The sequence below is a fragment of the Cupriavidus sp. FW305-46 genome, assembly GCF_058787075.1.
This window is the reverse complement of sequence record NZ_JBYSZI010000012.1, coordinates 97,822-118,058: the sequence shown is the minus strand read 5'-3', so window position 1 is coordinate 118,058 and position 20,237 is coordinate 97,822. Positions and strand designations below refer to the sequence as shown.

The following is a 20,237-nucleotide window of genomic DNA, read 5'->3' as shown; positions in this document are numbered from 1 at the left end:
CGAGTATCCGTTGCAGGATGGCTTTGGCTGGACCAATGCGGTTGCGGGGGCGTTGATGGCTCTCTATGGGGAAGTGCCGGCAACGTGCCGGGGGGATGATGTGGTGACCTGAGGTGGGCACACTGCGGTCGGATCGCGTTGGGGGATTTGGCATTGCTGCTCAATGCGGTCGGTTTTCGCTCTTGACTAGCGTGGGCTGTTTCGCCGGCGTAGCCGGCGAGTCACTTCTTGTCCGAGCGACAAGAAGTAACCAAGAAACGCGTCGCCTATGCGGCTGGCAATCAATTCCACGGCGTTGGTGGTTCGCACGGTGGTGCTTGCCGTTCGGCGTGGTTGGCCGTTCGACCCTGCTACGCCATGTGAGTCAGGGATAGTGCCTGCGTTAACCCGCTATTGAACGATCCCCATGCAGGGCGTAGGCCGCCTGCTGCCAGCCGCATCGCGGCGACGCCTACGGCTGCTGCGCAGGCTCAAATGCGTTGACGGTCATTGAGGGCTTGCGCGGAGCGCAGCCGAAGGCGTTGATGCAGCCACCATTCAAAACTTCACCGCCACACTCATCCAGTACCGCCGGCCATCCTCTACATGCCCATAGTCGGTGTAGTTCACCTGCTTGTCGAAGAGGTTGTAGATCCCGGCAAACACCGACACGTTCTTGGTAACCGCATAGGTCGCCCCCAGGTCGACAAAGGTGTACGACGGCGCCACCACGGTGCTGGAAGACGGCCCCGTGATCGGCTGGCTTTCCTTGCCGCGGTAGTTGACGCGCGCCCAGGCATTGACCTTCTCGCTCGGCCGCCAGTTCAGCGTGGCCACCAGCAGGTGCATCGGCAACTGGTTCAGCGGCTGACCCTGGTACTGGCCGCTCTTCTGTTCCGACTTGGTATAGGTATAGCTGCCGGTCAGCGACCACGCTTGCGCGATCGGCCAGCGCAGGCTGGCTTCCACCCCGCGCGAGTAGGCGCGGTCCACGTTCATGTAGGTGGTCGGGTTGGCGCCGAACCGGTTGGGTCCGTCGGTGCACTGCGTGGCCGGGCAGGCGACGCGCGTGATCTTGTCCTTGAAGTCGTTGTTGAACAGCGTCACGCCCGCCTGCAGGCCGTTGCCCTTGTCATAGAGCAGGCCCAGTTCCTGCGACAACATCGTCTCGGGCTTCAGGTCCGGGTTGCCGTACATATTGCCGCCGCGGCTGGTCTGGCCCCAGCCGGCCACGGTCTGGCGCAGGTCCGGCGCACGGAAGCCGGTCGACACCCCGCCCTTGACCGTCCAGCGCTCGGCCGCATGCCACACGCCGTACAAGCGCGGGCTGTAGTGCTGGCCGAAGTTCTGGTCATGGTCCATGCGCACGCCGCCGGTCAGGGCAAAGCTCTGCGCCAGGCGCCACTCGTCCTCGGCAAACAGCGCCCACTGGTAGCGCTCGACCTGGTTCGGGCCGCCGGCGATCTGGTTGCCGGTCTGGTCGTTCAGGCGCTGGTTCAGGTATTCGCCGCCGACCGACAGCATATGGTTGCCCAGCGGCATGGCCCAGCTGGTGCGCAGGTCCAGGTTCTTGATCTTCATCCGGCGGCTGCGGTTGTCGAATTCCTCCTGCTGGATATAGCTGTCGGAGACGCCGAAGCCCCAGCGGCCGGTATGCGACAGCGCGTATTTCTCGCTGCGGTAGTCGGTCTCGGAGGAGGTGGGGCAGCCGCTGCGCGGGCAGGCGGTGCCGGGCGGCAGCGGCGGCACGGTCTTGCCCACGGTCTCGCTGCGCAGCTGGCGCATGCCGGTGGCCTCGAACACGATGTCATGGTTGCGCGTGGGCGTCAGCGCCAGCTTGGCGGTCAGGCTCTCGGCGCGGCGGCCGCGGAAGCCGTAGTCGATATCGTCCTCGATGCGGTGCGTGCTCTGGCCGTACAGCTGCAGGCCCAGCAGGTCGCTCTTGAGCGGGCCGGCCAGGTAGAAGTTGCCCTGGTAGAGGTTGCCGGAGTCGCTGTTCTCCTGCAGCGTGGCGTCGCCGCGCAGCTCGCCCGTCCATGTCCTCGGCACCTTGCGCGTGATGATGTTGACCACGCCGCCCATGGCATCGGAGCCGTACAGCGACGACATCGGGCCGCGCACCACCTCGATGCGCTCGATCGCGGACAGCGGTGGCGTCCAGCTGCTTTCCACGCCGGACGAGTCGGAGTTGGTGCGGGTCTCGCGCGAGCTCTGGCGCTTGCCGTCGATCAGGATCTGGGTGTATTTGGCGCCCATGCCGCGCAGGCTGATGTCGGTCCGGTCGCCGCCGCCGCTGACGATCACGCCCGGCACTTCCACCAGCGCATCGTTGATGTCGCGATAGGCCTTGTTCTCCAGGTCTTTGCGCGTGACCACGCTGATCGACGCGGGCGCGTCGCGGATGTCCTGCTCACTGCCGGCCGCCGTCACCACCACGGTGGCGAGGGTAGCTTCCGTCTTCGGCGCCTGCGCCTGGGCCCAGGCTCCCGTCATGCCGGAGGCGGCGCATACTGCCGCCAGCATCCGCATCCATTGACCCTGTTGTACGCCCGCCGGTGCTGCCAATCCTGCCGCCGCCGTTGTTGCCGACCCGATCCCGGCGACCTGCCTGAACTTCATCATTTTCCCTGTCTTCTGTAAATAACAATCATTCTCATATTAAAATTCGAAATGAAGGTGCCTACCAGTCACTTTGGATAGCTTTTGTTTTCTTGACGTTTCTTGACGGAACCGGGGACCGGCGGCCACGTCCACGCCCGCAAGGCTCCCGGCAAGCTGCATGCTGATGTACTTCCACACGCCGCTCGCGCGCGTGCTGCTGATCGACGACGACCTGGAACTGGCGCAGATGCTGCGCGAGTACCTGGAGCCCGATCACTGCACCGTCACGCTGGCGCACACCCGCCAGCAGGGCGAGACCCTGCTGGCCCGCAACGACTACGACGTCGCCCTGCTGGACCTGATGCTCCCTGACGGCAACGGCCTGGACCTGCTCCGGCTGCATCGCGCGCGCTCGCAGCGCCCGGTGATCATGTTCACCGCGCACGGCGATGAAACCGACCGCGTGCTGGGGCTGGAACTGGGCGCCGACGACTACCTGAGCAAGCCGTTCAGCCCGCGCGAGCTCAAGGCGCGCATGCATGCGGTGCTGCGCCGTTTCCACGGCGCCGCGCCTGCCGCGCCTGCACAGGCCTCGTGGCTGGAGGCTGGCGCGCTGCGCCTGAACCTGGCATCCGGCCTGGCCATCCACGGCAACGCCGAGGCGCCGCTGACCGGGGCCGAGCAGCGCGTGCTGGAAATCCTGATGCGGGCGCCGGGCCGGGTGGTCGCGCGCGCCGAGATCGGCCGGTTCGCGCTGGGCCGCGTGCCGGAACGCTACGACCGCAGCCTCGACACGCATATCAGCGCGCTGCGCCGCAAGCTGGCGCTGGACGGCATCACTTCGCCGCTGCTGATCCGCAACCTGCGCGGGCAGGGTTATATGCTGGTGCAGGCGCCGTGAACTGGCGCCGCCGCGTGCGCGCGCTGTTTCCGCTGCCGCTGTTCTGGCGCAACTTCCTGACCTTCTGGCTGGGCATGGCCGCGATCGTTGGCATCGGCATGGCGCTGACGGCCGCGGTGGCCTGGTACCGCTTCGACACGCTCGATGGCCTGAGCCCCGCGGCGCTGACCGAGGATGCGCTCGAGGTCGCCCAGACCCAGGGGCGCCCCGGACTCGAGCGCTGGCTGCGGGCGATGGATTCGCACGCCTCGGCGCTGGACATCTACATTGTCGACGACACGCTGCAGGAACTGCTGGGCCGCCCGTTGCCGGCGCGGCTGCGCAACCGCCTGGCCGACCGGCTGGTGCCGATGTGGCGCGCGGGGTTGATCGGCCATGCTGTCGCGCATGAGCCCAGGCCCGGCGCGCGCGTGTCATGGTGGGACCCGCAACCCATCGCGCTGCCGGAAGGCGGCGAGCTCCTGATGCTGTTCCTGCCGTTCGATTCGTCGCGCTGGGAGGTGCTGCACCTGTCGCCCGTGGTGCTCGCGCTCGGCCTGTGCGCGCTGGGCCTGTCGGCGCCCCTGTGCTGGGCGCTGACGCGGCATGTAACCGGCCCCGTGCGGCGCCTGCGCGAAGCCACGCATGCGCTTGCCGACGGCGAGCTGGCCACGCGCACGCCGCCCGTGCTGGCCCGCCGCGCCGACGAGCTGGGTCTGCTCGCGCGCGATTTCGATGCCATGGCCGATCGCCTGCAGCGCCTGATGGACTGGCGCGAGCAGCTATTGCGCAATATTGCGCATGAACTGCGGTCGCCGCTGGGGCGGCTGCGCCTGTCGCTGGAGCTGGCGCGGCGGCGCGACGCCACGCTCGACCTGCAGTTCGCGCGCATCGAGCGCGAGGCGGAGCGGCTCGATGCGCTGGTCGAACGCACGCTGCAGCTGGCGCGGCTGCATGCGAAGGCACCAGTGCGCGGCCCGATCGATCTGGCGGAACTGGTCGACGTCATCGTCACCGATGCCCGCTTCGAAGCCGCGGCCCGGGGCGTGGCGATCCGCTGGACTCCCCCGGCTGCACTGATCGTCGAGGCCGATGCCGCGGCGCTGGGCAGCGCCATCGAGAACATCCTGCGCAATGCGATCCGGTACACCGATCCCGCTGCGCCCGTGACCGTGACGCTGCAGGCTGATGAGACGGCGATCCGGCTCGATATCGTCGACGGCGGGCCCGGCGTGCCGCAAGACGCGCTGGCGAGCCTGTTCGAGCCCTTCTACCGCGTGCGCAGCGGTCCGGGGCATCCGACCGGGGCGGGACTGGGGCTCAGCATTGCGCAAGCGGGCATTGCCGCGCATGGCGGCACGGTGTCGGCGCGCAATGTGGCGCCGCGCGGGCTGGCGCTGCAGGTCTGCCTGCCGCGCAGGACGTGTGGCGGCGCTGTTGGCGTGGCCGAGACCCAGACAAATTAGGGGCGACGGATGCTGCGGAGATGGCCTTTGCGCCATGCAGCCGCTGCAAGTGGCGTGTACCCTTTGGCCAGATGCTGCGCTTCAAGGCGGCTGCCATGATGCAGATCGATCCGGCGCCTGTCCCTTCACCGTCCAAGCTTTTCGCAGGCACATTTGCCCTGCGCCGGCAAGCCGGACATATGCGCCATGACGCATAAGAACCACGGCGACGCCTCTTCGCAGCAAGGGAAAAAATTCCGAGCACGATCTAAGGCTTGCCTGATTGGTGGCATTAAGTGCCATACATATAGTTCAGCTGTCCCCGGGGCAACCGGCAACTGCAGCGCAAATCTGGCGGTTCAATGGCGGCACGGGGCAGGGCGGGATCCGTTGGATCCGAAAGCCATCTACCTATCAACATATTTGAATCACCCCATCATGACCCATACCAAGCTCCTCGCTGCTCTGATCATCGCCGGTACCGCCATGGGCGCGCAGTTTGCACACGCTGCCGACGGCCAGATCACCTTCAACGGCCAGATCACCGCACAGACCTGCACGATCAACGGCAACGGCACGGGCAGCAAGAACTTTACCGTGACACTGCCGACCGTTTCGGCCTCCACCCTGGCCCAGGCTGGTGACACCGCTGGCCAGACGCCGTTCTATATCGCCCTGACCAACTGCACGCCAGACACAGGCAATGTGCATACCTTCTTCGAGGCAGGCCCGACCACCGACACCACCACCGGCAACCTGATCGTGGCCGCCGGCGGCGCCACCAACGTGCAGATCCGCCTGCTGAACGGCGGCACCAATAACAGCCCGATCAAGGCCGGCTTTACCGATGCGTCGCAGAATTCCGGCGTCGTCGCCATCAACAGCGGCTCGGCCACGCTGCCGTACTACGCACAGTACTACGCAACTGGCGCAGCAACGGCCGGTGCCGCCAACTCGACCGTGATGTACTCGATCGCTTACCAGTAAGCCCTGGCACCACGGGGCGCGGAGCGTGTTACCGGCGCGCTCCGCGCCTTCGGAACATGGAAGTGTGTGCCGCTTCACCCGGTCAAGTCCGCCGCAACCATCATGAAAACGTCCATCAAGTCCCTGATTTCCGCCGGCGTGATCGCGCTGGGGCTCATGAGCGCGCTGCACGCGCAAGCTTCCGTGGTCATAGCGGGGACGCGGGTCATCTACAACGCAAAAGACACCGAGACCACGATCAAGCTGACCAATGAAGGCCAGTCGCCGGCGTTGACGCAGGCGTGGATCGACAAGGGCGACCCGAGGGCTGCCCCATCATCCATCGAAGTACCGTTCACCGTGACGCCGCCGGTTTCGCGCATCGACCCGAAGAAGGGCCAGACGCTGCGCATACTCTACACCGGCGAGCCACTGCCGCAGGACCGCGAATCCGTGTTCTGGCTCAATGTGCTGGAGATCCCGCCAAAGCCCACCGCCGAAGAAGCTGATGTCAACAAGCTGCAGCTGGCTTTCCGCTCGCGCATCAAGCTGTTCTTCCGCCCCGCGGGCCTGAAGGGCAACGCCGACGACGCCCCTGGCAGCATCCGCTGGCGCGTTACCCAGGCAGGCGGCAAGCCGGCGCTTGAAGCGAGCAACCCCAGCAAGTATCACGTTTCTTTCGCCAAGCTCGAATTGGCTGGCGGCGGCAAGACCGCGAAGTTTGAAGAAGGCGGCATGATCGGCCCGGGCGAAACCAGGACGTTCCCGCTGACCGGCGATGTTGCGCAAGGCACCGAGGCCAAGGTTCGCTACAACGCCATCAATGACTACGGCGGCGCCGTAAGCGGCGAAGCCGCACTGGGCAGCAGCGCCGCCCAGGCCGCTTCGCGCTGACCACACGCCGGGCCGCGCCCGGCGTATTTCCAAGCTGATTTCTCCGATTGACGATGCCGCAACAAGCGGCAGGGGCAAGTCTTGCCCGCGCATGGCCAGAACTCCGGCATAAACCCATGAAAACCCAGAAGACCTCTTCCTTCCCGTCCCGGCTGCGTCCGGCCAGTGCGGTGGTGTTGTCCTTGTTCGCTGGCGTAGGCGCGTGGGCCGCGCCCACCGGCGCGCCGACGCTGGTGGCGGAAGTGGAATTCAACGACACCTTTCTGCAGCAGCCCGGCGGTGCCCGCATCGACGTGAGCCGCTTCAACAAGGGCAACGTGGCCTTGCCGGGCAACTATCGCGCAGAGCTGTACGTCAACGAAGTCTGGCTGGGCCGTGCCGAAGTGACGATGCGCCAGGTGGGCGAAGACAGCCGCAATGTGCAGCCGTGCTTTGACCGTGCCGCGATCCAGCGCGTGGGTGTGGACCTGACCAGGTTGGCACCGGAGACGTCGGCGCGGCTGGACACGGGCTGCGTATCGCTGCCCGACCTGATCCCCGATGCCACGGCCAGCTTCGACAACGGCGAGCAGCGCCTGGACGTCTCGGTGCCGCAGATTGCCATGTCGCGCTCGGCGCGCGGCTATGTCGATCCCAAGTACTGGGACGAAGGCGTGACCGCGGCGCGCCTGCAGTACAACGCCAACGTCTACCACTCCGATTCGAGCGGGATATCGACCACGCAGGGCTATGTCGGGGTGAACGCCGGACTCAACTTTGGTGGCTGGCGCTTCCGCCATCTGGGCAACCTGACGCACGGCGACGTCGAGGGCACGCGCTACCAGAGCGTGCAGACCAGCCTGCAGCGCTCGATTGCGCCGATCAGGAGCCAGCTGATCATCGGTGATGCCTTCACCGATGGCACCATGTTCGACAGTTTCGGCTTCCGTGGCGTGCAGATTGCCAGCGACGACCGGATGTACCCGGAATCTCAGCGCGGCTATGCGCCGGTGGTCCATGGCATTGCCAACAGCAACGCCCGCGTGCAGATCCGCCAGGGCGGCAACATCATCTACGAAACCACGGTGGCCCCCGGCGCATTCGAGATCAATGACCTGTATCCGACCGGCTACGGCGGCGATCTCGAGGTGGTGGTCACCGAGGCCGATGGCAGCGTGCATACCTCGCGCGTGCCCTACGCCGCAGCCGTCAATGCGCTGCGCCCGGGCGTCACGCGCTACAGCGTGACCGTCGGCCAGTACCGCAATACGTCGATCCAGAGCAAGCCGATGCTGATGCAGGCAACCGTGCAGCACGGCATCAGCAATATGGTGACCGGCTACGGCGGCGTCATCGCGGCGCAGGACTACACCGCGGTGATGGGCGGCGGGGCGCTGAACACGGACTTCGGTGCCTTCGGCGCCGACGTGACCCAGGCCTGGACCAACCTGCAGAATGCACCCAACCGGAGCGGCCAGAGCATGCGGCTGTCGTACAGCAAGCTGGTGGCACCGACCAATACCAACCTGACGGTGGCCGCCTACCGCTATTCCAGCAGCGGCTACCTGAGCATGACCGATGCCATGGCGCTGCGCGACCTGGACCAGCGCGGCCTGAGCCCTGGCATGTTCCTGGGCGGCATCCAGCGCGGACGCCTGCAGATGACCATCAACCAGATGCTGCCGCAAGGCTATGGTTCGTTCTACCTGTCCGGTTCCACCCAGAACTACTGGAACCGCGGCGGTTCCGATACCCAGTTCCAGGCGGGCTATAACAACAGCTACAAGCGCATCAACTATGGCGTCTCGGCGTCGCGCCAGTTCAACGTCGGCTCAGGCAAGTGGGACACCCGGGTGATGCTCAACGTGGGTATCCCGCTGGGCAAGGGCCAGCACGCGCCGTACTCGATGACCAGCCTGAGCCACGATTCCACCGGCGGCACGTCGCTGCAGGAAACAGTGACGGGCACCCTGGGCCAGGACAACGCCTTCACCTATGGCGTGAACGCCGGCTACACCGGTGGCCGCAACACCAGGGATGCTGCTTCTGTCGGCGCCAACGTCGGCTATGTGTCGCCGATGGCTACCATGACGGCCAGCGCCAGCACGGGCCGCAACTTCTCGCAGGCAGGCCTGGGCATCAGCGGCGGCATCGTGGCCTATGCGGGCGGCGTGGCGTTCACCCCGACGATGGGCGACACCATGGCTATCATCGAGGCCAAGGATGCCGCGGGCGCGCGCCTGGCCAACGGCAGCGGCCTGCGCGTGGACCCCTGGGGCCACGCCTTGGTGCCGACCCTGACGCCGTTCGCCACCAACCAGATCGAGATCGACCCGAAAGGGCTGCCGATGAGCGTGGAGCTGAAGACCACGCAGCAGAACGTGGCGCCGACCGCGGGTGCGATCGTGAAGATGAAGTTCGAGACGGACAACCCAGGGCGGGCGGCGATTCTGCGTGCCAATGGGCCGGATGGGAAGCCGCTGCCGTTTGGCGCGGAGGTGACGGGCGCGCAAGGGCAGAGCATTGGTACCGTCGCTCAGGGTGGTCGTGTCATTGCGCGCGGTCTCAAGGCAGATTCCGGCCAGTTGATGGTGAGCTGGGGCAAGGGCGCTGCACAGCGCTGCACTTTGGACTATGTCTTGCCGAAGGCTGGCAGCGAAGCGGGCACGACTTACCAGATCGTGGACGCGGGGTGCCGTTGATCGAGCCTGAAACAATCTTGTCCGACAGCCGGCTGCGTACCGACATTGCTCCCAATGACGTATTGACTCCCGGGCATGACAGCTTCGCATCAAATGGCGGGGACAGCGGCGATGACGTCCACCATGACCGGTCTGTGAAGCGGGGCGCCCGGAAAGACTCCGTCCGATCTTTTGCCGTGCGCAAGCACGCGCGGCAAGAAGCCTGGTGCTGCCGCCAGGCAGCACCAGCGTCACTCGCCATGTCCTGATTTGACATGCCCCGCTTATGCCAGGGCATATGCCCCCTGGCCAGCTTCGGCTCTGCCTCCCCGGCGCACGCCGGCCACCTGCATCCTGGGCATGGCGGCCCCGACGATCCGCAATGTTGATGCATAATCTTGAGGCATTGCCATATCCATCGTGGGCACTTGCTGATGCCCGGTGCCCGGACCGGCCTCAGGCAGGTTGCCGAGAAGGAGGGTCGCCAATGGTCAACTGGCTGTCTCGCGCGAACACGCAGGTGCACGGACGCCTGCTCACCGTTGTCGTTGCCCTGCTGATCGTCGTGATCAGCAGCTTCCTTGCCCTGTTCCTCCATAGCCTGTTTGAGCGCATCCTCTGGGAACAGGCGTCGGCCAACCGCCTGCATTTCGGCGCGGTTCTGGAGGTAAAGTCTACGCACGAGTATTTCATCCGGCGCATGGCAGAAATCTCCGGGCCGGAGTATCGGCTGGCGCGCAGCGACCGCCTGGCTGGCCAGCTCGAAGCCATGCTGACGGGCGTGCCTCCAGGCAGTGCCCGTACCGTCGAAGTGCCTGGCCTGACCAATCAGGCCACCATGCTGACGGGCGCGCCCGCGCCAGCGGCGGGGCGTCCCGACACGATTTCGCACATCGTTCGATTCGCCATCTTCGAGCGCGCATACTGGGGTAAGGCGCCGCAGGGGATGCGCTCAGTTTTCCTGTCTGCTGACGGGAGCCAGGCATTCGTGACACCGGCGCTTCCGGGTGCGCTGGCGTTGAGCGGGCCGCTGGTCGCTGATGTTGTCAGCAACTGGGCCAAAGCGCTGGCGAACCGGTCGCGCGAAGCGCAACCTGAGACGCCGGTCGCCTCACCGCTGTGGACCGGGCCATACCAGGGCACCATCGAGCGGGGCCCGATCCTGAGCTGCTTCCTGCCAGTCCGCGACGCCAGCGGAAATCTCGTGGCGTATGGCGCGACGGCCATTCCTGCACGCGCGCTGATGGACGACGTCAGCATCCCGGATGCCACGCACCCCGCGTCAGGCAGGCGGGCAATGTTCTTCGATGAGCAAGGGCGACTGCTGTACCAGGGCAGCGACGCCGGCTGGCTGCGCCCGCAAGCTCTGGATGAGCGGGTGGCGCGTGAGTTGGGCAGCAGCCGGCAAAACGTCGCCTACTGGTTCGAGCAGGGCAGCCTGATGATTGGCCTCATGGCACGCGACCGTGGCTGGCGCGCGGCCTACGCTTATCCGCTGTCTCAGGCGCTGGCGGATCATGGCCCGGCGCTGGCGGCTGCGCTTCTGCTCTACGGCTTTGGTGTGCTCGCGGTGCTGACCGGTGCCGGCACGCTGCGGCGCCGGGTGTTGGTGCCGATGCAGCAAAACGCTGAACGGATCGAGGATAGCGAACGCTTCAACCGTACCGTGATGCAGGCCGCGCCGGTCGGCCTGCGGGTGGTGCGCACAGCCGATGCGCATGTACGGGTCGAGAACGCGCTGGCCGCGCAATGGCTGCCGCTCGACACGCGCACGGCGGGCCGGCCATGGCTGGACGAGATGCTGGCGCGGCGGGGTGACCAGCCCGCGCGGCTGGAGCTGCAGGTGCCATCCGACCACGGGGGGGCACGCGACTTGCTGGTTGTCGGCCGCCACACCCGCTTCGAGGGTGAAGACGTACTGCTGTGTGCGATCCATGATGTCACCGACGAACGCGAAGCGCACCGCGCGCTCTCGCGCGCACGCCAGCTGGCGGATGAGGCAAGCGCCGCCAAATCGCAGTTCCTGGCCGCCATGAGTCACGAAATCCGGACGCCGCTGTACGGGATGCTGGGCACGCTGGAGCTGCTGTCCCTGACAAAGCTGGCGCACAGCCAGCGCGAGATGCTGTCGACCATCCAGTCCTCGTCGCAAGTCTTGCTGCAGATACTGGATGACCTGCTTGACTACTCCCGCGCGGAAGCCGGCCAGATCGAACTGGACGCCGTGCCGTTCGATCCGGTCGACCTGCTGGAATCGACGGTTCGCGCGCAGGCGCCGATCGCGCTGCAAAAAGGCATTGCGCTGCCGTTCTATCCACAGCCCGGCTTGCCTTGCCTGATCGGGGATCCGGTGCGGGTGCGCCAGATTATCGGCAACCTGCTCGCCAACGCGCTGAAATTCACGGCAGAGGGCCATGTCATCGTGCGCCTGCAGCGCGCGCCCCAGAGCGAAGCGCCCGATGCGGACGGCAGGATCGGCATCCGGCTTGAGGTGGCGGATACCGGGCCAGGCATTGCGCCAGAGGTCCAGGCGCGGCTGTTTGAGCCTTTCGTGCAGGCAGATGCTTCGACCGCAAGGCGCTTTGGCGGGACGGGCCTGGGCTTGTCGATCTGCAGACGCCTGGCCGCCCTGATGGGCGGCAGTATTTCCGTGCAGAGCGAACCGGGCAAGGGCAGCGTCTTCCGAGTATTGCTGAGGTTGCCGGAAGCCGGGCCGCGCGAACAGGTGGAGCCGGTGTTGCCGCCGGTGGCCGTACTGTCGGAAAATGACGAGATTCGCAACCATGCCATCGACAATCTGCGCGCCATGGGCTGCAGGGCGGTCGCTTGCCGTGGGCCGGCGCCGGAACCGGGGATGGTGTTGCTTGTTGCCACCCGCCACATCGAGGCCATTCCCGAAGGCTATGCCGGCTTGGTCTTTTTGCGCGCCGATGGCCCGGCGGAACCACAGCTGATCGCCGGCAGCTGGCTGGTCAATGCCTATCATCAGGCGGGCATCCTGCGGGCGTTTTGCAAGGCGGCCGGCATGACGCCGGTCAGTGCACCGCCGCTGGCTGCGCCTGTCGACCCCACGCCGCAGCTTGGGCTGGAGATACTGGTGGTCGACGACCATCCCTACAACCGGCTGCTGATGCAGCAGCAGCTTGAGCGCCTTGGCTGCCGGCCGACGCTTGCGGCCAGTGGCGAAGAAGGGCTTGCCGTGTTGCGCCAGCACAAGTTTGACCTGATGCTGACGGATGTCCACATGCCCGGCATGGACGGCCACGAACTGAGCCGCAGGCTGCGCGCGCAGGGGGCAACGCTGCCCATCGTCGGGCTTACCGCGAGCATCGCGCAGGGTGAGGCCGAGCGCTGCCTGGAGGCCGGCATGAATCGCTACCTGTCCAAGCCGATCCTGCTGGGCGACCTGGCCGAGTGTCTGCGCGACGTGCTGCCGGCGCATGTGCCTGGCCTGGCACAAGGGGCCGCGGGCACGGCTGGCTCCGCCCGCGTGGAGGATAACGTTGCCAGCATGGCGTTGCTGGAGCGCACCATGCGCGAGGATTTCAAGCAACTATCCGCCGCGGCAGCCAGCGGGGAACTGAAGGCAATCCGCCATCATGCCCATCGTATGAGGGGGGCCATGGCGCATGCCGAAGATGGCGAGGAGATCGTCGAACTGTGCCGGGAACTGGAGCTGGATGCCGCCCAGGCGCTGGCAGCCGTACAAGCCCATGTCGACAACCTGGCGTTGTATCTTGCCGCATACTTCGACGATCCTGAAAACCATGAGGGCAGCCAGCATGCGGCCCGACGCGATTGGCCGGATACTATTTAAGGAATGCCTTAATTTGGGTTTTTCGGAAGACTCCTAATATTCAGATCAGCGAAAATGACCGGCATTGAATGCCGGCACGGTTCGGCGGCGCACCGGTAGGCGGCCGCAGAGCCGATTAAAACAAGGGGGATCGTAAATGATCAAGGTAATCATCGCAGACGACCACCCCGTCGTGCTTGACGGGATGAGCCGGGTGCTGGCGAACGAAGTGGGCACGCAAATCGTCGGAAGTGCCGCAAATTCCACCCAATTGGTGGAGTTGCTTGAAAGCACGGATTGCGACGTTATCGTGACCGATTACTCCATGCCGGGCGGCCAGTTTGGCGACGGCCTGCCGATGCTGCAGATGCTGCGCCGCCGTTATCCCACCACCCGGATCGTGGTGATGACCATGCTGGATAATCCGGCGCTGATTCGCAATATCCAGAAGGTCGGCATTTCCGTGATCCTGAACAAGACCGATCCGGTCCAGGAGCTGGTGCCGGCGGTACGTGCCGCGTTCAGCGGGCTGAGCTACCAGCCGGCATCGGTGCGTGCGATCCTGGCCTCGGGTGGCCTGGATGAGCCGTCGCAGCGGCCGGTCCTGACGCGCCGCGAACTGGAAGTGATACGGCAGTGTGCAGCTGGTGTCCCGGTCATCGAGATTGCGCGCCAGGCCAACCGCAGCAGCAAGACCATCAGCGCGCAGAAGAGCATCGCCATGAAGAAGCTGGGCCTGACCAACGACTACGAACTCTACGAGTACGCCAGGACAAACGGCCTGCTGGGCGGCCCCTGATCCTGGCATCGTCCCCTCCCTTGCGGGCCGGTCCCCGGGCCGCGTCGCATTTCCCCTCCCTCCGCTGAACAGCACTCCTGACTGCGCCGATGCCGGCCGGCTCCTGCCGTGCGACGGCGAGTGCGCTATTCCTCCCCTCGGAAATATCCCCGCTTTTTTCAGGCTTGGCTGATTTCGAAAGCCAGGCGCATGGTTCATCCTGAACGCAGGAATGACAACGCTGGAGCCTAAGGCGCCATGGAAAAAATCCGGGTGATCATCGCGGACTCGCAACCTGTCATGCGTCGCTTGCTGGGCCGGCGGCTCGCGGCCAGCGCCTGCATCGAACTGGCCGGCGTGGTGGGCGACGAACCGAGCCTGGTGCAAGCGCTGCGGCAAGGCTCGTGTGATGTCGTGACACTGCGTTACCCGCTGTGGGACACCGAAGACCGCGAGCCTTCCGGCTATGCGCGAATTGGCACGCGGCTCGCCGAACTGGGCGGGCAGCGCGTGGTCGCGATCGCCAACGTCGCCGACCGCGCCACCGTACTGCAGTTGCTCAAGGACGGCTGCCGCAATGTCGTGACCGCCAGGGACGGCGTCGACGAGATCATGAAGGCGGTCTGGATGGCATACCTGGGGCTGGCTTCCGTATCGGAAATCGCTTGCACGCTGATCTGGGGCAGGTCCTGCAGCGGTCCGCCGGACGGCGATTGGGCGGAGTTGCTGACCAGGCGTGAAAGCGAAGTGCTGCGCCTCTACCTGTCGGGCATGTCCGTTACCGGGATCGCCTTGCGCACCGGCCGGACCGTCAAGACGATCAGTACGCAAAAGCAGAGCGTCATGCGCAAGATCGGCGCCGAGAACGACGTGGAGCTTGCCGCCTTTGCCATCCGGCGCGGCATGTTGTGAGGCCCGGCACGCCGCTTGCCGCAGCGTGCACTACGACCCATGCACTGGCCGGACGCTGCGGACAGTCTCGATGTTAAGACGAGGTATTCAATGAAGCGGCTGATGTCGATCGACAGCAGCTCCGCGTTGCCGTTGAGCATTCGCCAGATCCGTTATCTGGTCTACCTGTTCTCGGCCTGCGTGCTGGGACTGACCGTACTGTCCTGGGGGGTGCTGCTGCGCTATCGCCTGCACGAGGCGGTCGAGCGTCAGGAGATGGTGCTGCAGTCGCAGTCCGAGCAATTGCAGGCAAAGCTGCATTGGGCCGAGGCGCTGACGGTGCGCGCGCAGGGATCGCTGACGCGGCTTTCCGATATCGGCCTGGCCGATGAACTGGCTGCCGTCAGCGATGAGCAATGGACCGACCGCCTGCGGCGCCGGGGCGACCGCCAGTACAGCCCGCTGCTGGTCCCGCCTGCCCCCGCCAGGGCGCCGGCCGCCAGGCTGAAAAGCCTGGCCGACATGATGACGTTCACTTTTCGCGTCAACAACCAGCAATACCGCGAGGTGCAGAACGCCTACCTGGTAGACCTGCAGGCCGACCAGCTCTATGTCATCCCGCGCCGGCTGGACCCGGCACGCGCGCTCATGCAGCGCGATGGCGTGCCCCGGACCTTCCTGCGCGAGACGCTCGCGCGCCTGCGCAATGACGCGCTGGTCGCACGCCTGCGCGCCCACCCGGGCCAGGCGGTGGTGCTGCCGCCGGCGCAGGACTGGGTCAGCGGCATGCGCACCGTGACCTTCGCCACCCTGGTGCAAGCCGGCGGCGAGCCGGCCGCGATCCTGGCCATGGAGTTCCCGCTGTCGCCGATGCTGCCGGACGGGCAGACCATCGATGGCGATTTCATGCTGGTGACCGATGGCGGCATGGTGCTGAGCGCGGACGGCATGCCGGCCGGCGCCCTCGGCCAGCCGGTCGCGGCATCGCTGGCAGCGCAGGGTGCGCACCCGGGCAGGGTGCGATCGGCGCTGGTATGGCAAGGGCTGCTGGATCATGTCGTCGTGCTGGAATACCAGCTTGACGCGTGGGGCTGGCGCACGGTCGGCGTGGTCGAACTGGGCCATGTATGGCACCAGTTCCGGAGGAACGCCTTGTGGATGCTGGGCCTGAGCGGCTCGCTGTCGATGCTGATCCTGGCGTGGATCTGGCTGATCGACCGCCGCATCATGCGCCCGGCGCAGCGCCAGTCCTTGCGCCTGCAGGAAAGCGATGCGCTCGGGCGCTTCGTGATTGAAGTGGCCGGGGTGGGCCTGATGATCGTCGAGCGCAGCACGCGGCAAGTGCTGCTGGCCAATACCGCCGCCAAGGCCATCATCGAGCAGGCCACTGCCGCCGGGCTGACGCAGCTGCAAGATGCCTGCGACGCGCGCCTGAGCGGCGGCCATGCCAATGCTGAAGGCCCGCCGCAGGTACTGCCCCGTTTCGAGGTGGACATGGCCGGACGCAACGGCGAGATGCGGTCCCTGGAGGTGCGGCTGGTAGAAATTACCTACGAAGGTCGTGCCGCCGTGCTGTACGCACTCAACGACGTCACCGAGGCGCGGCGCAGCGAAGCGCGCTTGCGCGAGGCGATCCGTGCGGCGGATACCGCCAACCATGCCAAATCGTCGTTCCTGGCCACCATGAGCCACGAAATCCGCACGCCGCTCAATGGCATGCTGGGCAGCATCGAGCTGCTTGGCATGACCCGGCTCGATTTGCGCCAGCGTGATCAGCTGGCGGTGATGCAGCACGCGTCGCAGTCGCTGATCTACATCATCAATGACGTGCTGGACTTCAGCAAGATCGAGGCCGGGCAGATGTCATTGCAGCTGCGACCGTGCCGCGTCGAGGAAGTCGTCGAGGAGGTGACCCGGCGCTTTGCCGCGGAAGCGGCGCGCAAGCAGCTGCGCCTGCTCTGCATCAATGATCCTTCGCTGGTAGAGCCGGTGATGGCTGACGTGGTCAAGCTCGAACAGATCCTGACCAACCTGGTCAGCAATGCGGTGAAATTCACCGAGCAAGGCAAGGTGATCGTCACGGCCATGCGCAAGGCGGGCGGCAGCGTGGAAATCCGCGTCATCGACACAGGCATCGGCATCGCCGGGCGAGACCAGATCCGGCTGTTCGAGCCTTTCGTCCAGGCCGAGCAGCCGGACACGCGCCACTACGGCGGCACTGGCCTTGGTTTGTCGATCTGCCGCCGGCTGGTCGAACTGATGTCTGGCGAGATACGGGTGGTCAGCGAGCCCGGCCTGGGCAGCTGCTTTACCGTCAGCCTGCCGCTGGCCAGCGCCGGTGCCGCGGCGTCGGCCGACGCCTGGCCGCGGACCGCGCTGCGTGGACTGACGGTCGGCCTCAATGTCACCTTGCGCGAGCTCTACCAGGGCGTGGAGCAGTTGCTGCAGTTCTATGGCGCACGGGCGGTCAAGTATGACCCCGCCGCGCCGCCGGCCACGCCGGTCGATGTCCTGGTGTGCGACGAGCAGGCCATGCCGCGCTGCAATGACGCCGATGTGGTGGTGTCGGCCATGGCGCCGGCAGTGCCGGACCTGACGCAGACGCCGGTGGTGGCATCGCCCTATGCATGGCGCGGCTTGCTCGCGGCGATCGCGGCAGCGGCAGGCGTGGAGGTGACGGAAACGCAGGCGCCGCTGTCGGCGCGCGAGCATGCGCCTGCCGCGCAGCTGGCGCTGCTGCTGGTGGAAGACCATCCGATCAACCAGGTGGTGATGCGGGAGCAGCTTGAAAATCTGGGGCATAAGGTCGATCTGGCCAGTGACGGGCCCGAGGCCCTGTTGATGGCATCGGGCCGGCACTACGACCTGGTCCTGACCGATCTGCAGATGCCTGGCATGGACGGCTTCACGCTGGCGCGGCGCCTGCGCGATGCCGGCCTGGCCACGCCGATCGTTGCCGTCACCGCCAGCGTGGGGCCCGATGTGGCCGAGCGATGCCAGCAGGCCGGCATCGACCGATGCCTGACCAAGCCAGTGGGGCTGGGCACGCTGCGCTTACTGCTGGAAGACCTGTCCGGCGCCCATATGGCCGCGCGGGCAACGCCGGGCCAGCATGCAGGCGGCGACACACTGCTGCATGCCGACGCGCTGCGGCGCGACCAGCGCGCACTGGCCGAGGCGCTGCTGGCGGGCGACGCCGAAGCGTTTGCCCAACGGTTGCACGGCTTGGCCGGGGCGCTGTCGGTAATGGGCCATGCGCTGCAGAGCCAGGCGTGCCGCTGGCTGGAGCAGGCGGTCCGGCGCTCGGGGCTGGTTGCCATTGGTCCGGACTGGCAGGTTTTCCATGCTGAACTGGAACAGCTGGCAGACGGGCTGGAGTCGCAAGGCGGCACGCAGGGTGCCAACTACACGGCCGATTTAAGGCATGCCTGATGGAGCGGTCACGCGCCGGGCGCGATACTGCATCCGTGGAGCGTCTTCCCGATCGCTCCGCATTCTCCCGGGTGCGTCCCGTCGCGAGAAACTTCCCTGCCGCCTGCTTGCCCAGCAGGCGTTTTTTTGCGCAGGGCAAACTGATCGAGGTGGCGAACCATGGCTAGCAAACTGCTGAAGACACTTCACGAGACGGCTCAGGATTTCGCGGAAGGCGGCCTCATCGATGCACATCACGCGCAGCGCATCATCGCCCATGCCTTCAGGGGCATGGGCGGAGACTCTGAATCTCCGCCCATTTGCTTTCTCAGGCCGTCACGGGCCGGGTCCCGGCGGATGCGCGCCCTGGGGTATGATCGGAGGTCAAGATCACACCCACATCCGATCCGTTGCCATCGCCGGCAATGATTCGCGTTCCCATGCATCGGCGTTGCGGCACTGCCCGGATACGTCTGCCAGGCTATGACGAAGTCACCGGCTCAGGACCCATCCAACGCAGCGCCGCTGCATGAGCAGATCTACGCTCGGATTCGTGCCTCGATCCAGCAAGGGCAACTGAAACCCGGGCAGCGGGTGCCATCCTTGCGTGCGTTTGCGGGCGAGCTCGGCGTGGCGCGCGGGACCGTTCAGGTCGCCTATGAGCGGCTCCTGGGTGAAGGTTACCTCATCGCCAGAGGCCCTGCGGGAACGTTCGTTTCCGAGCAAATTGCGCCATCGCTCCCCCACCGCGTGGCCGCCGCGGCTGGATCCAGCCCCACGCCACCGGACCAGGAACTTGCCGAGGTTTCACTCGAAACGGATGGTGGAATCCCCGCGCCGTTGCAACTGGGGCTTCCCGCGCTGGATGAGTTCCCGCGAAAACTATGGACGAGGTTGATGGCGCGGCAAATACGCAGCGCCGGCTCGCTGACCAGGCCGGCGTCAGCCGGATTTGGCCCGCTGCGAGAAGCGCTGGCCGCTTACCTGCAGCGCTCACGGGGCATCGACGCCCAGCCGCACCAGGTGTTCGTCGTGCCGGCTTATACGGCCAGCCTTGCGCTGATTGCGGATGCGCTCAGGCTGGCGGGCGAAAGCGCCTGGGTTGAGGATCCCAGCTACCCTCCGACTGCCCAGTCACTCAGGCGCCTGAACCTGCAGGTCCGGAATGTGCCAGTGGATGATCATGGCCTCGACGTCGAATTTGGGCGTCAGCATTTTCCAGAGGCGCGCCTGGCCGTAGTGACGCCATCGCACCAGAGCCCGACTGGCGTGGCACTGACACTGCAACGTCGCGTCGAACTGCTCGACTGGGCCGGTGAGCGCGGCGCATGGATCATCGAGGACGACTACGACGGCGAGTTTCGTTACCGCGGCCACCCGTTGCCGGCCTTGAAGAGCCTGGACACATGCGACCGGGTGATCTATTGCGGCACGCTTAGCAAGGTGCTGTACCCGGGGCTACGGCTCGCTTACGTGGTCGTGCCACAAAGTCTGGTGCCGACCATGGATCTGGCCTGCAGGCGCACGGTGCATGGCGGCTGCCCCGAACTCTTGCAAGCCGTGGTGGCGGAGTTTATTGCGCAGGGGCACTTCGCCCGGCATATCAAACGCATGCGCACGCTTTACGCGCGACGACGCGCAATGCTGGCCGAGGCGCTGGCGCCATACAAGACGGACGGCTTCACTGTTTGCCTGCAGGATGGCGGCATGCACCTTCTGATCGACGTCAGGGACGATCTTGACGATCTGGCGATGGCCCGTCGTGCGCGCAAGGCAGGATTCGCCGTCCATTCGCTGACCGCCTGGCGGTACGGTGCGCCAGGGCGGCGTGGCTTGATGATGGGGTTTACCAATCTGCGCACTCAGACTGAAGCCGATCGCCTGGTTGCCGAGCTGATGCGCGCGCTGAAAGCATAGACGATCGCCATCGGGCGCT

11 protein-coding genes are annotated in these 20,237 nt (G+C 66.0%); 10 read left to right on the top strand and 1 reads right to left on the bottom strand.

Translation table 11 applies throughout. The features are described 5' to 3' along the window. Positions 1-537: 537 nt before the first annotated feature. Positions 538-2,508: a ligand-gated channel protein gene (locus tag AC3WON_RS08525; protein WP_492317436.1), complete on the bottom strand. Its 1,971-nt coding sequence runs from the start codon at positions 2,506-2,508 to the stop codon at positions 538-540. Positions 2,509-2,758: 250 nt separating this feature from the next. Between AC3WON_RS08525 and AC3WON_RS08520 the strand changes: the two genes are divergently transcribed. From AC3WON_RS08520 to pdxR, 10 genes are all read left to right on the top strand, one after another. Continuing rightward, positions 2,759-3,481 (top strand): response regulator transcription factor, encoded by a 723-nt coding sequence (locus AC3WON_RS08520; protein WP_492351607.1) that lies wholly within the window; start codon positions 2,759-2,761, stop codon positions 3,479-3,481. Further along, positions 3,478-4,926 (top strand): sensor histidine kinase, encoded by a 1,449-nt coding sequence (locus tag AC3WON_RS08515; protein WP_492351606.1) that lies wholly within the window; start codon positions 3,478-3,480, stop codon positions 4,924-4,926. The genes AC3WON_RS08520 and AC3WON_RS08515 overlap by 4 nt, the downstream gene beginning before the upstream one ends. A 417-nt stretch (positions 4,927-5,343) precedes the next feature. Then, entirely contained in the window at positions 5,344-5,892 is a 549-nt protein-coding gene (locus AC3WON_RS08510; RefSeq protein ID WP_492317272.1) for a fimbrial protein, read from the top strand. 102 nt (positions 5,893-5,994) lie between these two features. Beyond that, the gene (locus AC3WON_RS08505; protein ID WP_492317273.1) at positions 5,995-6,765 is read left to right on the top strand and encodes a fimbrial chaperone; all 771 of its coding nucleotides are present in this window, start codon (positions 5,995-5,997) and stop codon (positions 6,763-6,765) included. Positions 6,766-6,881: 116 nt separating this feature from the next. After that, the gene (locus AC3WON_RS08500) at positions 6,882-9,446 is read left to right on the top strand and encodes a fimbria/pilus outer membrane usher protein (protein WP_492351605.1); all 2,565 of its coding nucleotides are present in this window, start codon (positions 6,882-6,884) and stop codon (positions 9,444-9,446) included. A 466-nt stretch (positions 9,447-9,912) separates the two neighbouring features. Then, positions 9,913-13,242 (top strand): hybrid sensor histidine kinase/response regulator, encoded by a 3,330-nt coding sequence (locus tag AC3WON_RS08495; RefSeq protein ID WP_492351604.1) that lies wholly within the window; start codon positions 9,913-9,915, stop codon positions 13,240-13,242. Positions 13,243-13,378: 136 nt separating this feature from the next. Beyond that, positions 13,379-14,020 (top strand): response regulator, encoded by a 642-nt coding sequence (locus AC3WON_RS08490; protein ID WP_492317276.1) that lies wholly within the window; start codon positions 13,379-13,381, stop codon positions 14,018-14,020. 237 nt (positions 14,021-14,257) lie between these two features. Further along, positions 14,258-14,911, top strand: coding sequence for a helix-turn-helix transcriptional regulator (locus AC3WON_RS08485; RefSeq protein ID WP_492340407.1), 654 nt, complete (start codon positions 14,258-14,260; stop codon positions 14,909-14,911). A 90-nt stretch (positions 14,912-15,001) separates the two neighbouring features. Beyond that, positions 15,002-18,322: a hybrid sensor histidine kinase/response regulator gene (locus AC3WON_RS08480; RefSeq protein ID WP_492351603.1), complete on the top strand. Its 3,321-nt coding sequence runs from the start codon at positions 15,002-15,004 to the stop codon at positions 18,320-18,322. Positions 18,323-18,784: 462 nt separating this feature from the next. Continuing rightward, positions 18,785-20,218, top strand: coding sequence for a MocR-like pyridoxine biosynthesis transcription factor PdxR (pdxR, locus tag AC3WON_RS08475; protein ID WP_492351602.1), 1,434 nt, complete (start codon positions 18,785-18,787; stop codon positions 20,216-20,218). The last annotated feature ends 19 nt before the right edge of the window (positions 20,219-20,237 follow it).

Coding starts and splice junctions, on each gene's coding strand:
- AC3WON_RS08525 (WP_492317436.1), bottom strand. CDS start 2,508: ATGCGGATGCTGGCGGCAGTATGCGCCGCCTCCGGCATGACGGGAGCC.
- AC3WON_RS08520 (WP_492351607.1), top strand. CDS start 2,759: ATGCTGATGTACTTCCACACGCCGCTCGCGCGCGTGCTGCTGATCGAC.
- AC3WON_RS08510 (WP_492317272.1), top strand. CDS start 5,344: ATGACCCATACCAAGCTCCTCGCTGCTCTGATCATCGCCGGTACCGCC.
- AC3WON_RS08505 (WP_492317273.1), top strand. CDS start 5,995: ATGAAAACGTCCATCAAGTCCCTGATTTCCGCCGGCGTGATCGCGCTG.
- AC3WON_RS08500 (WP_492351605.1), top strand. CDS start 6,882: ATGAAAACCCAGAAGACCTCTTCCTTCCCGTCCCGGCTGCGTCCGGCC.
- AC3WON_RS08495 (WP_492351604.1), top strand. CDS start 9,913: ATGGTCAACTGGCTGTCTCGCGCGAACACGCAGGTGCACGGACGCCTG.
- AC3WON_RS08490 (WP_492317276.1), top strand. CDS start 13,379: ATGATCAAGGTAATCATCGCAGACGACCACCCCGTCGTGCTTGACGGG.
- AC3WON_RS08485 (WP_492340407.1), top strand. CDS start 14,258: ATGGAAAAAATCCGGGTGATCATCGCGGACTCGCAACCTGTCATGCGT.
- AC3WON_RS08480 (WP_492351603.1), top strand. CDS start 15,002: ATGAAGCGGCTGATGTCGATCGACAGCAGCTCCGCGTTGCCGTTGAGC.
- pdxR (WP_492351602.1), top strand. CDS start 18,785: ATGACGAAGTCACCGGCTCAGGACCCATCCAACGCAGCGCCGCTGCAT.